Genomic DNA, 15,658 nt, shown 5'->3' with positions numbered 1-15,658 from the left:
GGTTATATCGCAAAGTGTGGCGACCGCCGGTGACGCGACTAATAGCCTGCTTTGGCTACGCCTACCTTAACGCAAGGCTGTGGCATCGTATTAACACCTAGGGGAACCACTATGACAATAAAGTACTCACATCCCAAAGCTCTGCTGAGCGCGGCCCTGTGCGCCAGCGCTTTACTCAGCACCCAGGGGGCATTGGCCGCCCGCTTCCAGGCCGAAGATTATACCGCTTATGCCGATACCACAGCAGGCAATACAGGAGGCGTGTATCGCTCGGACGGCGTCGATATAGAAGCCACCAGCGACGAAGGTGGCGGTTATAACGTCGGCTGGGTTGAACCTGGTGAGTGGCTGACCTACGCCAACCTAAATATTCCCAGCACCGGCCGTTATCTGCTGCGGGCACGTGTTGCCAGTGGTGGTGGCGGAGCGCTGTCGGTTGACCTTAATGCTGGCTCTATTTTACTGGGCGAGCTGAGTATTCCCGCTACCGGCGGCTGGCAAAACTGGCAAACCGTTGAGCGCGAGGTGGATTTGAACGCTGGCAACTACAGCCTAGGGGTCTACGCCAGTACCGGTGGCTGGAATCTAAACTGGTTAGAGGTTGAGCCGCTCAACAATGGCGGCGGTAACAATAACGCCAGCACCACCACTTTTGAGGCCGAAGACTACAACAACGCCAGTGATACCACTCCCGGCAATACCGGTGGCGCCTACCGCGATGGTAATGTCGATATAGAAGCCACTAGTGATCAGGGCGGCGGCTACAGTGTCGGCTGGATCGACTCGGGTGAATGGCTCGCCTTTAACGACTTTAATGTCCCGACCGCAGGCAACTATAAGCTAGAGGCTCGTGTCGCCAGCGGCGGCAACGGCGGTGTGCTCTCGCTGGATTTAAACGGCGGCAGCACAGCCTTGGGGGAAATAACCGTTCCCGCCACCGGCGGTTGGCAAACGTGGCAAACCGTTACGCTTAATGCCCACCTGCCGGCCGGCAACCACAGCCTTGGGGTTTACGCCACCACGGGTGGCTGGAACCTCAACTGGATAAAAGCAACACCGACCGGCGGCACCAACCCAAACCCAACCGTTACCTGGAGCGACGAGTTTGATAGCATCGATTTAAGCACGTGGAGTTTCGAAACTGGCGGCAACGGCTGGGGTAATAACGAGCTGCAGTTTTACACCAATGGCAACAACGCATCGATTCAGTTTGACCCCCAAGCGGGCAGCAATGTTCTGGTGCTAGAAGCACGCCAGGAAACCGGCGGCTCCTGTTGGTGGGGTGGAAACTGTGGCTACACGTCGGCCCGTATGAACACCCGCAACAAAAAGTCGTTTCAATATGGTCGGATGGAGGCGCGCTTAAAACTGCCTAAAGCGCAAGGTATATGGCCCGCTTTCTGGATGCTGGGCGATAACTTTAACACTCAAGGCTGGCCGCAAGGTGGTGAGCTAGACATTATGGAGCATGTCGGCACCAATAATATTACCTCCGGCGCCCTCCACGGGCCGGGTTATTCTGGCAACACGCCAATCACCGGCCATCTGGATCACGCATCACCCATCGAGCAATCTTATAAAACCTACGCGGTAGAGTGGGACGCCAACGGCATTCGCTGGTTTGTCGATGACATTAACTTTTACAGTGTTACTCGCGCGCAAATTGAGCAGTATGGACAGTGGGTATACGATCAACCCTTCTGGTTCTTGCTTAACGTCGCCGTTGGCGGCAACTGGCCGGGCGACCCTGACCACGCTAACTTTAGCACCCAACGTATGTATGTCGATTACGTCCGCGTATACCAATAACCTCAAACGTACAAAAAAAGCCCGCGTTAATCTCGCGGGCTTTTTTATCTGGCATTGGTACTTCACATCAAGCATAAAAAAGGCGGGCAATAAATGCCCGCCAAGTGAGGGTCTAAAAACCCCATGCCAAAGGAGAGAAGGTTAAAACTTATACTTCGCTTTTAGGCCAAAGGTACGGCCACGAGCTTGGTAGGCAACATCTTTAGCAGCGCCACCAAACAACTCTTTCTCAGTTGGGGCATACTCTGAATCGTAATCCACATCGGTACAGTTTTTACACCACAGCTGAAACTCTAGATTATCGTCAAACACATAAGAGATACTGCCGTTAACCAAACCGACATCATCTTGTACATCCTGCCCATCAATCCACCAGTACCGATCTGCGGTATAGCTGTACTCGATCTGTGTAATCAGATTGTCATCACGACCAATCGGCAGATCGTGTCGCGCCGATACGTTGGCAGACTGGTGCGGAAAGTTGGGCATTTTCTCGCCCTGGAAGTTGTTATCAAACGAAGCCTGAGTGCCTGCAGGCAATTTAACGGTATTGGCCGTACGAGCCAAAAGCTCTGACTGCATACGATCGCGAATACCGGAATCGAATTCGGTGATTTCAGAATCCATAATACCAATGCCAGCCGTCAGCAATAGGTTATCGGTAGCGGCAAAGTCTAAGCTCAGCTCAACCCCGTTAATTTCGCTTTTAGGAATGTTATACAAGCTCTGCACAAAAATAGCGCCGTCAAATTCAAACTGTTGCGCGTTCTCGTAGCGTTGATGGAATATTGCACCATTCGCACGCAAGCGATTACCCAGTAGAGTCGACTTAAAACCTAGTTCAAAACTATCCAAGGTCTCTTGATCATAGCTATCGGTCAAGAGCGCACCGGAGGCGTTAAAGCCACCACTCCTAAAGCCACGGGCGGCCGTACCATAAAACGTCCAGTCATCGTTAGGCGTATACGCCAACGACACCTTGGGCTGAAAAGCCGAGAAAGTGCGACTGATCGTTGAACCCGATTCAGAGCAGTTTTCAGGGTCAGCGGTCGAATCGCAACTGCCCACGCCCAAACCAAAGGTATCCACCGTTGGGCCGTCAATACGCGTCACTTCGCGTTCGTCCTCGTCGTACCGCCCAGCCACCGTTAAGGTTAAGGTGTCGGTCATATGGTAATCAGTGCTAAAGAAAACCGCCCATGCGGTATTGTCTTGCTCATTTTGGGTCGCATCAATTAAGCCATTACAAGTGGTAAAGTCCGTTATGATGGGACCACCTGGGTACGCAGGCTGACAGTCAAACGGTTGTCCTTCAGGGCGCTCCCATGTGGTACGCAGAGTATCTGCGCGGTCGGTTAATAGGCCATAGGCGCCGACAACGTAATCAATGTTGTCCGAGACGTTACCTGACAGACGGAACTCTTGCGATACCGTTTGTACATCGTAGTACTGATCGGATCCCACAAAATTGCCGGCGGCCCAATCGGCGAGCGTCGTACTAAAAAATTCGCGATCGACCTCACTATCAAGCCCATCAATAAACGCATTGACGTACGGTTCGGTAAAAAACAGCACATTACCGGTACGGTCGTTGCCGCGAGTTTCACCCGCGACACCATAGCGCTCATTGGTATCTGTGGCCGCGGTAATCGAGGTGAGCGTGACGTCGTCAAAACCGTGCTCAATTTTCAACGATCCACTGTTAATGGTGCGATTAGCCGTAGGGTTACCGTTAGAATTTATAGGAAATTCGTATTCTTGATTGGGGTCAGTCTCCAGGCGATAAATATTGCGGTACCACATGGCGCCAGATTCAAGGTCGTTTTGCGAGTAGCGTAAATCTACCGACGTTCTATCCGTAGGCTCCCACAACAACTGCGCACGGAAGTCACGATTTTCTTCAAAATCCATATAACTATTGCTTGGCGCATCACCTGTTACGCCGCGTGAGTTACGTTCGTACACATCGTTGAGGTACTGGTTCTCGATGGTACCGCCAAAAGAGCGATGATTGCCCGCAAAGCGGAACATCAAGTCATCGGTAAGGGCGCCAGCCAACGAGCCGGTCACCTCAAATAGCTCACCGTTGCCACCGCCAACACTAAAGCGTCCTTCAAGGTCTTCCGTCGGTTTTTTTGAGGTGACGATCAGCGCGCCGCCCAGGGCGTTGCGGCCGTACAACGCGCCCTGTGGACCTTTTAACAGTTCGATTTGCTCCACATCAAAAAACGATTGTGAAATTTCAGAGGCACTACCTACCTGCACACCGTCGACAACAACCGCCACTGCGGGTTCTGAATTACGTACCGAGGAGATACCACGAACGATCAAGAAAGTCGACGAAGGGCTCAAAGATTCAGTAATAGCGACGTTAGGGATTCTAACGGTCACGTCGCGTGCGGCTTGAATATTAGCACGCTCGATTGCGTCACCCGAAAAAGCAACAACGGTATCGGGAACTTGTTGCGAGTTTTCCTCTTTGCGACGTGCAGTAACCGTAACGACTTCGAGTCCGTGTGCCTCGGGTTCGGCGGCTTGGTCGGCATAGCTGGCAGCGCTTGCCAGGGTTCCAAGGGCTGTAGCAACCGCCACAGACAGATACTTTTTATTCATATTATCGCTCTCTTGCGTAGATGGCTCGTTAATTATTGCAAGCTGACCATCCTCGCTGACGCTATACCTCAAAGGTGTACGGTTCAGCATTTGATCCAACGCCTGGGACAAGCTGAAATTACCAATCAAAGCATTGGTAGTTACACCTTTCACCCGATCAAACGGAAACACCAAGGTTATATTCGCCTGCGAGGCAAACTCTGTCAGTGACAGATCAGCTCGACTTGCAGGAATATCAAAGTGATGTCGCCGATCGAGATCTACGCCATACGCATTAACGCAAAGTAATGTCACAGACAAACAGAACGCCACGACTTTGATTTTCCTGGCGAGTAATACTCTCACCAAGGTCAAAGACGAACCTGCGTAAAAATTCCGCCAACCGTTATCTCGCATTATTATTTTTCTCAGTGCCAAAGCTTAATACTCATTAAGTTTGAGCAACATTCTTTGGCTACTACCATTTAGCAAACGTGTCGTAACAACTACTCTTCAAGCGTTTTTAGCTCGATAGAATTATCATCCAGATAGCGGTGACCAATTGAAAAATTACTCTGCAGCCCCGCCAACAGACCATCGACATCTCCGGCCCGAAAAAGCCCGGCAATACGTACCGATTTAAGTTCGGGATCGGCAAAGGTAATACGCGTATCGGTATACCGGCTTACTTCCGCAATCGCCTGAGCTAACGTCTCACCACGAAACACCAGCTCACCGCGCTGCCAACTTAACAGGTTGCTTACCTCGGCATCGGTAACAGGCTCTACCCGATGTTTGGCTTGCGCCAACACTAGCCTTTCACGCGCCGCGACCGGCTGCACGGGGGAACCAATACGAGCGTAATCAGTGGCAAGGCGTGTTAGGCGGTTGTTTGACTCTTGCGCGTTAGCGGTCAACACCTTGCCTTCGGTGACAATCAGCTCAACGCTATCGTCGTCTAACACCTGCACATTAAAAGCCGTACCCACCGCTTCGACGAGCTTACCAGCGGCAAAAACGCGCAGCGGGCGCATCGCATCGTGCGCTACTTGTACGTTTAACTCACCTCGCAACAGCACAATATCGCGGTAATGCTGGTTAAAATCCAGCTCCAACTGTGAGTTTGTATTTAGTGTTAAACGGCTGCCATCACTCAGCAACATGCTTCGTCGTTCGCCGACGAGCGTCGTTAGCAAACCATTCCCCGGCGCCGACAAATGTGCATCATGCAGCCAACGTAAGGCTCCACCAGAGAAGGCCATTAGAGCGAGCCCCATGCAAACCACAAATACAATGGAAGCGGCAGCGCCAAGTGATACTCGGCGGCGCCGCCGGTTTGGGACGACGTCGGGGAACAGATCCGCCAGACGGCTCAGCTGATCCATGCTGTCCCACAGCTCGGCGCACTCATACAGTGCGCGCTCGTGCGCCGAATGTCTCTTTAGCCAGCGACTCAACTGTTGTCGCTCGGCAGCTGTCAAGCCACGGTCCATCGCCGCTACCCAGCCGCACGCTTGCTGGTCAATGTCATCGCGACTTGCAAAACGCAGCACATTACTCATAGCGACTACGCCCCTGAATCACGCCGACTTTTGCATGCATAAACTGACGCGCCTTGAGCAGCCCCGTGGCGATGTGTTTTTCTACGGTGCTTTCGCTAATACTAAGTTCGGCGGCAATTTCCTTTTGGCTGTAGCCATAGACCTTTTTTAACACAAAGGCTCGGCGACACTGCTGCGGCAAATGCCTAACGGCCTCACAAAAAAGCGCAAACTCCTGATCGCCGCTGACGCAATCTAAAGTGCTGTCATTCTCAGAGCCAATCTCAAACTCACCGTCTCCCGCGAGTTGGGTCATAGAGGTCGCGAGACGGTACTCCGCCCGCTTGACATGATCCAGAGCGAGGTTACGGGCCATTTTCAACAAAAAAGACTGAGGGTTTCTAATCTGCCTTAAGTCCTGAATTTGACAGGCTTTTACATAGGTTTCCTGCACTATATCTTCCACATCGTCAGGTGGTACCACTCGTCCCACGGTTCGTCGCATTAAACCGAGAGCCTTAAAATAGATGCGTTCCATACCATTTGAATAGTGCATGCTCATACCTGGCTGTATTTCTTATTAGTAATCCGGCCGCCATCGAACTGACGCGATTGAGAGCGCTGGCAATATTCTTCTGGTCTAACTACCATGACGAACTGGGCGCGAATTTCCCCCAGAGATCTAGTCCACACTCAACCCGGGCTTATAACGTTTCGCCCTATTGCAGGCTGTACGTGAATATACGAAAGCAACTCTCAAGCTTTATTCCCGATCTCGCACCAAAGCGCGCGAGGGTTATCTCAATGAGTATCCGTATAACAATATTCAGCGTACTGATCAGCCCATGTTTGGCATTTGCGCAAAGTGGCAATGCTAAAGTTCCGGTTTGCCTACACGATGAGATCTGTGTCACCTTGCCTGGCACGGTGCAATTGCAACCAATAGAAAGCTCGCCCAGACAAGCTCAAATAATATTTGCACGACACAGTGGATCAGTGGCACATGCCCAGGCCGCGCAGTACCTATTGCAAATCGTGCCTATCCGGCGTGAAACCAATGATCGTCGCTTGTGGCTAGATTTAGCACAACGTATTGGCGCGCAACACTCTCGGGTATTACTGCTGCCACAGCGCCCGGAGCGTTATAGCATTAGCAGCTCGCCAGAGAGCTATGGCAGCTATCAACGCGCAAGCTGGCCCACCCACAACGGACAAGCGCAGGCGCTCTATCATTTACTAAAAGTCGGCCAAGAGCGCTATTGGGTTGTGGCGACGGCGGTCGCCCCCGCCGAGATTGACAGCTACACTCAGGAGCTACTGCAGCTAATGCGCAACATCACCCCCAGCCCGTAACAAACAGCACAGCGGGCAAGCAGCTAAATAGCAGGCAATAAAAAACCCTCTCCCAACGGGAGAGGGTTAATAACGATAAAGGCTATCGGTTAACGCCTAGTCTTCAGAGGTCCACTCAATTGCCTTGCGGATCATCTCGACCATATTGGGGTCGGAGAAGTTCGCATCAACGTGACCTACCGCTGTATAGAATGCGCGGCCTGAGCCCACGGTATTTTTAAACACGACCGGATGATCTTCTACCGGGTAGTTGGAGTTGTAACTACCGCGATCCAAATTAGCCAACACCTCAATGTTGCCCACATTGCGAGGATTGCTCTCCCAGAAGTACCACTCATCATCTAAATACCAGTCAGAACCAATATGATTCATCAATGGGTCATTCACCGCTTCGATCTCTACACGGGCGTAAGGAATACCGTCACCGTGGTGAATAAACTCGGCACCGCCCATTAGCGTATCGGTGTACCAATCCCAACTGTGCTCTGTATCAGCGGCCGAGTGAGTACCAACGAAGCCACCGCCATTTTCAATGTAGCTTTGGAAGGCCACTTTTTGGTCGGCAGTAAAAATATCACCGGTGGTATTCATAAAAACTACCGTGCTGTACTGCGCAAGGTTAGCACTGGTGAACAGGCTTGAATCTTCGCTGGCGGTAATGCTGTAACCATAGTCCGAAGCGATCTCTTGCACCATGGCGATACCGGCGGGGATGGACCCGTGACGGAAGCCCGATGTTTTTGAGAACACCAAAACGTTAGGACAATCATTACCGCAGTTCACCGAAAACTCGGTGGTGCGAGGAATACTTACCTCAGCGCCGCTTGCGTCCAGCAGGGTTACTTGCAAGGTGTGACGGCCTGTAGCCAAGCTGCCAAGGTTAATCGCGTTAAGGTTGGCGACATCAATTGCCGCGCCCCCATCTAGGCGATAACGGTACTGACCACCGTTGGCAAACCAGCTGCCATCGGTAACATTAACCTGCAAGCTCACCTCATCCGTCTCGGGAATACTGGCACCCGCCGTCGGGGAAACAATATTCACCAGAGCAAGGTCAGGATCGGCTGCCATGCCGTAAGTTTCCACCTCAAACAGCGAGTAGCCATAGCCGGTAGCGCGACCCGTGCCGTGCATGCGAATGTAACGACCAGACTCACCATTTAAGGTAATGTCATCGACGCCACCGTTGCCACTATCGGTCGAGAACACGGTCGTCCAGGTGTTGCCATCATCCGAAACATCGATGGTATAGACGTTACCGTAGGCGCCCTCCCAGTCCAGCATAATACGGGTAAAGTACGTCAACTCGCCCATATCCAATTGCAGGTACTGCGGGTCGCTTTGCTCACTTTCCCAGCGCGAGGCCTCGTTGCCATCGATGGCATTGGCCGCAACGCCGGTGCCCACACTACTTGACGCCGTAACATCAATAGGTGTGAGTTTTTCTGGCGAGCCGGTTGGACCACCGTTGTTATTGCCGTCGCTATTAACAATAAACTGTACGGTATCGCCACTGCCAATCACGACCCCATTGGCGTCCAATAAATCAACGCTTAGGCTGTGAGTGCCCACACTGAGCACACCAAGATCGACGGCGCCTGCTTGAGTAACGCCAACGGCGCCGTTACCGTCCAGGTAATAACGGTAACTGCCACCATTGCTAAACCAGTCGGCATCGTCTACCGCCACCATCAAACTAACGGTATCACCTTCAACAAATGCTTGATTGGCAAACGGCGCGGTGATGTCGATTTGTGCCTCGAGCGCGACATCGCCTTCGCTGTAAATACGCATTTCCCAGATTGAGTAGCCATAAGGCGTGGCACGTTCGGTTGCATTTAAGCGCACATAACGCCCTTGCCCGGCTACATCCAACGTCTCCTCACCGCCAGCACCAGAGGTCGTACTGTAAATTGGCGTCCAGGCATTCCCGTCTTGCGACACTTCAATGTTATACGCAGTGGCGTAGGCGGGCTCCCAATCGATTTGTATACTACCGATCGCGTAACTCGCCCCTAGATCAACCTGTAAAAAGTGCGTATCGGAATGCTCGCTACCCCAGCGGGTGCCCATATCACCATCAAAGGCATTGTTGGCAACGTGCGGGCCTTCTACCTCTGACGAGGTAGCAGACTTATTCAGACTCAGCAACTCGGCATCGTTGATCTCACTCGCCTGCACGGTAAAGTTCACGTTGCGTGCAGAACCAACCGCATCGCCCGCGGCATCAACCAGCACCACCGTCAAGCTATGTGCCCCTGCGGCTAAAGCGCCAAGGTTGACACTGGGGTTAGTCGCCGTGAGTTCGGCACCACCATCCAAGCTGTAGCGAATGCTACCGCCCGCCGCAAACCAGTTGCCATCACTGACGGATACCGACAGGTTTACGGCCTCCCCTGCTTGCACAGTTTGTCCGGCACTTGGCGATTGAATCGTGACACTAGCGGTCGGCGCCTGAACGTCGCCATACCCCCAGACCTCCATCTCAAACAGTGAATAACCCCACTCGGTACCGCGCTCGGTACCGTTCAAGCGTACATAACGATAATCACCCGAGACATTAATGGTTTCATCACCACCGGTACCACCACTGACACTGGCAAGAACCGTCCAGTCACTGCCGTCGACAGAGCCTTCAATCGTGTAGGCGCTACCGTAAGCCGCCTCCCAACTTAGATTAACCGACGTTAGAGTTGATACCTCTTCCAAGTCGACCTGAATCCACTGAGGATCGGCAAACTCACTGGCCCAACGGGTAGCTGGGTCGCCGTCAAACGCATTGGCCGCAATCATATCGCCCTCAACATCTGAGCTACTCGCCGGTTTATTAAGCGATAATAAACCTTCCTCTGTGGCGACCGCCTCTTTACCAAATACTTCGACTTCAAACAACGAGTAGCCCCACGGCGTGCCCCGCTCGGTCCCCGTCAAACGAATGTACTGATAATTACCCGACAGGTTAGTCAGCTCATCAACACCGCCATCACCATTGTCGTTAACCACAACCTCGGTCCAGGTCTCGCCATCAGTCGAGCCTTCTATGGTATAGGCGCTGCCGTAGGCTGCTTCCCACGTTAACGTCATAGAGTCGATGGCATACACACCGCCCAAATCGATTTGCAACCACTGTGGGTCTTCGGCAAGGCTTGACCAACGGGTGGTTGGATCGCCATCGGTGGCAAAATCAGCGACAAACGCATCTTGCACCGAAGACGCCTGAGCGCTGGCACCACCAGAGATTAAACGCACACCCTGATCTGGATTACCTTCGAGCGATTCAATCCACTGCTCTAATACATCAATGTACTCTGTGTGTTCTAACGCGCGACCCAGTGGTGGCATGCGATCATCTGGGTTTTCACTTTTATCGCGGATATAAAGTACAGACTCGTGTGGTGCGCCCGGCGTTACTACCTCGGCATCGGCAATGCCATAATAATTTTCGTAGTTACGAATACCGGTGGTTAGCTCGCTGACAATTTGCATCTCAGCCAGCGGGGTATTGAAACGCGCATCCCACTGAGAGCCACCGTTGCCGGTACCGTGACAGTGTGAGCAGTTGGCGTCCAGGTATGATTTAACCCGCTTTTCTAAGGTCGCACTGGTATCGCCAATCGCCACCATACGATCAAACGTATCTACCTGAGCATTGTTAAAGGCCGGATTAAACAGATTCAGGTTATTAAAGTGAACCAGCTGATTCTCTGTCCCACCGGCATAACTGTAATCGCTGTTTAACTGGCGGGTATTCATGCCTAATATTTGGCTAGAGCCGGCGTTGTGACAATCAATGCACTGGGTCGGGCTTGGGTACGCCCAGGTTTGCGTCCAGCTATTGCCGTTGGCATCGGTCACATTAATATCTTCCAACACCTCAGTGGTCAGCAAGTCAGCATCACTGTTGTCGGCACGCCACTTATAGGTAAGCCCGTACACCTTGCCGTTTTCTTGCATCACAATAAGACGGGTTTCTAGGCGTTTAGTGACACTGCCATCGTCGCCCACCAGCGGTAATTCAAAATGCTTAACGGCAACGGTACCAGCGGGAAACTCCCAAAATTCTTTCTCGTCCCAACCGATTTGCTGCCCCGTCGGTATTGAGATCCAGCGCGACTTAAGTGCCCGATCCGACCACAACTTCGTGTTGGGCTTAAACGGAATTAAGTTTTGCGTGGGCACCATGTTGGCAGCATCGCTAAACACGCCGGTTTGCGACAACAAAGTCGGCACATCGGTAAAGTTCGCATCGAGCTTGCAAGGCATATTTAAATACTCAAAGCCTGTTGGCTCGCACACCTCAGGCTCATCCGTACCAGCGCCAAACATTTGCATCTCAAATAGCGAGTGGCCATACCCGGTACCGCGCTCAGTACTGGTCAATCGCACGTAGCGATAAGCATTGTTATTTTCAATAATATGCAGCGCAGTACCGCCAACGCCGTTTAGCTCTTGAGCTAAAGGCTCCCAATTTGCATCATCGTTAGAGCCTTCAATCACATAGCGCGAACTGTAGGCTCCCTCCCAGGTGATTTTAATGGTGCTGATAACAGAACTATCTTGCAGTTCAGCTTTTAACCATTGGGGATCGGACTGTTCACTCTCCCAGCGAGACGCTTCAAGGTCACCATCAAAGGCATCCATCGCGACATTGCCGCCAACTTCACTACTCGCCCAGGCACTAATGACCGGCAACAGTGGGCCATCATCGCGGCCGCCAACGTAATCAAAACGATACAATGCACCGCCGCCATAGGGCTCTTTATCACAACAGCCAGAACCCCACTGCAAGACATACAGCTGATGGGTGCGCGGATCCAGCTCAACATCAATCGCGCCCTGAAAGCCTGCAGTATTTAACGGAAAGTCTTCGGCAACCGGTGGCGTAGAGCTTGAGGCAGGGTCAAGCACCGAGAATCGGCTGCTATTAAAATCCCAAAAAATCAATTTACCGTTGTAGTAAGCCGGTAATTTAAAGTCGTTCTCGACACTTTCATCGTAACGATACACCGGACCAGCCATAGTCGCCTGATGCCGGACCGTCCAGATTGCCCCAGTGGAGTTCGGCAGATTAGTCGCGCCGGTATTGTCCGAAGCATTGTTAACAATGTTATTGGGATCAAAGCCAGCGTAAGGCTGGTTATAACCGATAATGTAGGGCCAGCCATAGTTGCCAGCGCTACAGATTTCATTTAATTCATCAAGTCCGCCAGGACCCTCGGCACTATCAGTCGAGGCGTCTGGGCCGATATCACCAACGTACAAACACCCTGTCAACGGATCCATGTTTAGCCGATAGGGATTACGAAACCCCATGGCGTAAATCTCGGGACGATGCAAGGCATCACCGGCAAATAAGTTACCCGCCGGAATCGTGTAGCTACCGTTTGCGGTCGGGGTAATACGCAACACTTTACCGCGCAAATCGTTGGTGTTGCCCGACGTGCCCTGTGCCGCTGGCTGAAAATAGCCGCCCGCCGCTTTGTTATCACCGGTGGTAATAATTAAATTACCCGCCATATCGAACTGCATAGAGCCGCCCATGTGGCCATGGGCTTCATCACCGGTAATCCACTGCAGCACAACGGATTCCGAGTTGTGATCAATCGAGTTATCCGGGTTAACCGTAAAGCGCGATACCCGGGTAATGCTACCGGGCGATGTGTACTGAAAGTAAATATAATTGTTTTGCGTAAAGTTCGGGTCTAGCGCAACACTCAACAAGCCGTCTTCAAACACACAGCGAACATTGGGCACCGTATCAGTTTGGGTTGGCGTACCGTTATCAATATCCCAAGCGTAAAGAGCCCCACACTTGCTGGCAATAAACACGCGGCCATCTTGCGAGATTTCGAACTCCATCGGCAAGTCGAGATTTTCGGCGACCACCTGACGCTGAAAATCAGCATCAGAGGGCGCCGACTGCGCGAGTGCAGGGGTTGCGCCGAGTGTCATCAGCGCACAAGCGCCAAGCAACGACCTCCAACCAATACGACAGTGCCGCGATAGCGACTCTGCAACGCTTGGGCATTTATCTGGTTTATTCATACTGTATTCTCCAGTGCGGTTGCTGTGCGCGTTTCCCTGTGTGGCTCTCACCCGGTGCGCTACGAGGTTCACTGTGATCCATTAGTGTTGTTATTGCTTTTGTCGCGCTCAAAAAATCGAGCACATTGACAGTTACAGCCCATCGCTAAAAAATAGAAACACTTATATCATTAGGCGAACTGCGCTTTGATCTGACATTCAAGACGAGCGACTTGATAATATCCGCCATGATAAGTGTCAGCACCAAACCCTAGCGGCATTTAGGCAGTCCTTAAAAACCTCGCCAAATCAAAGGCTTAGAAGAAGTGCCAAGGGAATAGACCATTGTCGTTTATCGGCCAAGATGAGAAATTGCTCACAAATAATTGACGAGAGAAACAAACTCATTCGCTAACCGTTTTATCAGCCTATTCCCGACAGTTAACGTGGCCTTACTGAGATCAAATTATAACCAAACCTCACCAACATTAACGGTCGGCAATGTCCGCACTATCGCCCAGCCAGCCCCACCTAACGAAAAACAGCACTGCACACCAGAAACTTATAAAGAAAGACCCTCATAAAAAAAGGCCATCCCTCTTGCCCCTATAAACCACCCCGAATGAATTTAAAGAGCCACAAATGAAGGCACTCATTAGCTATCCGAGTTAGGCGCGAATACAAGAGGCTTAAGCATAATGATCAGATTTAAGGCGGACATGCACGCCACACCAGCGAAGGGCGTAGCGGCAGCATTAAAGGCACTGACCTAAATTAGTATCAACATCAGTTAACGCCACAACATTTCAGAAGAAATGTATTAGTCGTAAGGTCAAACCTTTAATTAGATACTTTGACCTCCAACAACCAGTCTCTACTCGGAAAACGACGCCCAATAAGCGGTCTCACCCTCCGAAATTTCGTGACACTAATGAGTTTTGAAAATAGTGACACTCCCATTTCGCTAATTGTTCAAATGTGAGACGACGAAGAAAACGTTTCCGCGCATATTTGAAGAATAAATTATTAGGAATGGCTCGCATGCCTTAAAACGCACCTGTACATGGATGAATGCATGAATATACAACTAGTTGCATGTGGCGCTCTTATTTATTCGATCGGGTTCGCAACACATCTACTGTGGAGCCACAACACAAAAGACCCTATCGATGAACCTCCCTTGCCTGCTGCCGCGCAAGAGCCGTCTAAACATCATGACTGTCAATTCGAAAATACGCAGGTTCGCACTGGAAAGTCAAAGGACAAAACAGCTAACGAGGCAACGAGCCTCTCTAATGTCGACTACTTGTCGTCCGAAACACACGATAAAAATGCAAGATTAAGCGACACAGAAAAGGAACTAGCCGAGCTTCGCAGAGGCAGGTTCAACGATGAAGCCAAAAAATACGCCAAGCTCAGACGGTTATCTAGAGCCCCCTTCAATCAGCGCCTCGATACCAATTTCCAAAAAGAAGAACGAGACGCGTCATGGTCTCTACAGCAGGAGTCTTTGATCAGCCAGAAACTTCAGTCGGCAGACGACAGTATTTCCATCGTAAATAGTGAATGTCGAAAAACGCAATGCCGTCTATCAATAATCACACCCAGAGATGATCAGAATTCAATCAATCAAATACTCAGCCACATCCTCAATGATCGAACCAATAAGCTTGAGCTCGGAACCTACGTTACTCAAAGAGACACCAGCAGCGGCACTACCTATGTATACATAGACCGCACAGGAGATGACATTAACTTTTTAGACCAAATGCAATAAAGCACCCACTTTGGGGCACCCCCCCAAAGAAAAGCTCTCAGCTAGCTTTTACTTGTTAGGATATTTTATAAACTATGGAGATACATATGAAAACACTAAAACTATCAGCGATCTTTGCGACGTTAATGCTAGGATTTAGCTCGTCTGCTTTGGCGTACGAGTATCCAGAAGTTGAGTATATGAGTCAAACGAGTCCTACGCCGTATGAGCCAATGTTTCTGAATAGAGCCGGCTGCGAATGGAGCTTTGTCACCAGCTACGGAGGTTGGGGCGGTTATATGTTCGTGTACGAGCCTATCGGGAGTTGTGCGTACTCCGAGCAGCATGTAAGTTGGTCTGGGTACCGGACCCAAGGACCTGGCCGTTACGGCTACATTACCATCACTTACGAAGACTAACTTGCGGTAAGTCCTCCTAAAGCCAGTGGTACATGTGCCACTGGCTTCCACACAAAGCTCTAATCATGAAATTTTCTAAGCTGAGCTACCGCATAAAACTAACTACCCTTGTAATCCCCCCAATAATCCACAGCGGTTATTAGTAGAAAATTCCATTAAAATAG

8 protein-coding genes are annotated in these 15,658 nt (G+C 51.2%); 4 read left to right on the top strand and 4 right to left on the bottom strand.

Annotated features, from left to right (window positions below; all coding sequences use genetic code 11):
* The first annotated feature begins 111 nt into the window (after positions 1–111).
* On the top strand, positions 112–1,809 hold the full coding sequence (locus AACY82_RS14825; protein WP_339617626.1) for a carbohydrate-binding protein: 1,698 nt from the start codon (positions 112–114) through the stop codon (positions 1,807–1,809).
* A gap of 141 nt (positions 1,810–1,950) precedes the next feature.
* Here AACY82_RS14825 and AACY82_RS14820 read toward each other — a convergent pair whose 3' ends face one another.
* The 3 genes from AACY82_RS14820 to AACY82_RS14810 form a co-directional block, all read right to left on the bottom strand.
* Positions 1,951–4,716 carry a TonB-dependent receptor gene (locus AACY82_RS14820; RefSeq protein ID WP_339617691.1) on the bottom strand — a complete coding sequence of 922 codons (2,766 nt, stop codon included), beginning with the start codon at positions 4,714–4,716 and terminating at the stop codon, positions 1,951–1,953.
* A 191-nt stretch (positions 4,717–4,907) separates the two neighbouring features.
* The gene (locus AACY82_RS14815; RefSeq protein ID WP_339617625.1) at positions 4,908–5,963 is read right to left on the bottom strand and encodes a FecR domain-containing protein; all 1,056 of its coding nucleotides are present in this window, start codon (positions 5,961–5,963) and stop codon (positions 4,908–4,910) included.
* Positions 5,956–6,504 (bottom strand): sigma-70 family RNA polymerase sigma factor, encoded by a 549-nt coding sequence (locus AACY82_RS14810; protein ID WP_339617624.1) that lies wholly within the window; start codon positions 6,502–6,504, stop codon positions 5,956–5,958. The genes AACY82_RS14815 and AACY82_RS14810 overlap by 8 nt, the downstream gene beginning before the upstream one ends.
* A gap of 434 nt (positions 6,505–6,938) precedes the next feature.
* On the opposite strand from AACY82_RS14810, the gene AACY82_RS14805 reads away from it, so the two are divergent.
* The gene (locus tag AACY82_RS14805; protein WP_339617623.1) at positions 6,939–7,295 is read left to right on the top strand and encodes a hypothetical protein; all 357 of its coding nucleotides are present in this window, start codon (positions 6,939–6,941) and stop codon (positions 7,293–7,295) included.
* Positions 7,296–7,391: 96 nt separating this feature from the next.
* On the opposite strand, the gene AACY82_RS14800 is transcribed toward AACY82_RS14805, so the two are convergent.
* Positions 7,392–13,340 carry a discoidin domain-containing protein gene (locus AACY82_RS14800; RefSeq protein WP_339617622.1) on the bottom strand — a complete coding sequence of 1,983 codons (5,949 nt, stop codon included), beginning with the start codon at positions 13,338–13,340 and terminating at the stop codon, positions 7,392–7,394.
* A 1,054-nt stretch (positions 13,341–14,394) separates the two neighbouring features.
* Here AACY82_RS14800 and AACY82_RS14795 point away from each other — a divergent pair.
* A complete protein-coding gene (locus AACY82_RS14795; protein WP_339617621.1) occupies positions 14,395–15,096 on the top strand; it encodes a hypothetical protein in 702 nt (233 codons plus the stop codon).
* Positions 15,097–15,182: 86 nt separating this feature from the next.
* Positions 15,183–15,494 (top strand): hypothetical protein, encoded by a 312-nt coding sequence (locus AACY82_RS14790; protein WP_339617620.1) that lies wholly within the window; start codon positions 15,183–15,185, stop codon positions 15,492–15,494.
* Positions 15,495–15,658: the final 164 nt, after the last annotated feature.

Source organism: uncultured Gilvimarinus sp. (assembly GCF_963972205.1).
In the GTDB taxonomy this organism is placed as follows: domain Bacteria; phylum Pseudomonadota; class Gammaproteobacteria; order Pseudomonadales; family Cellvibrionaceae; genus Gilvimarinus; species Gilvimarinus japonicus.
This window is presented reverse-complemented; position numbering and strand designations above follow the sequence as displayed.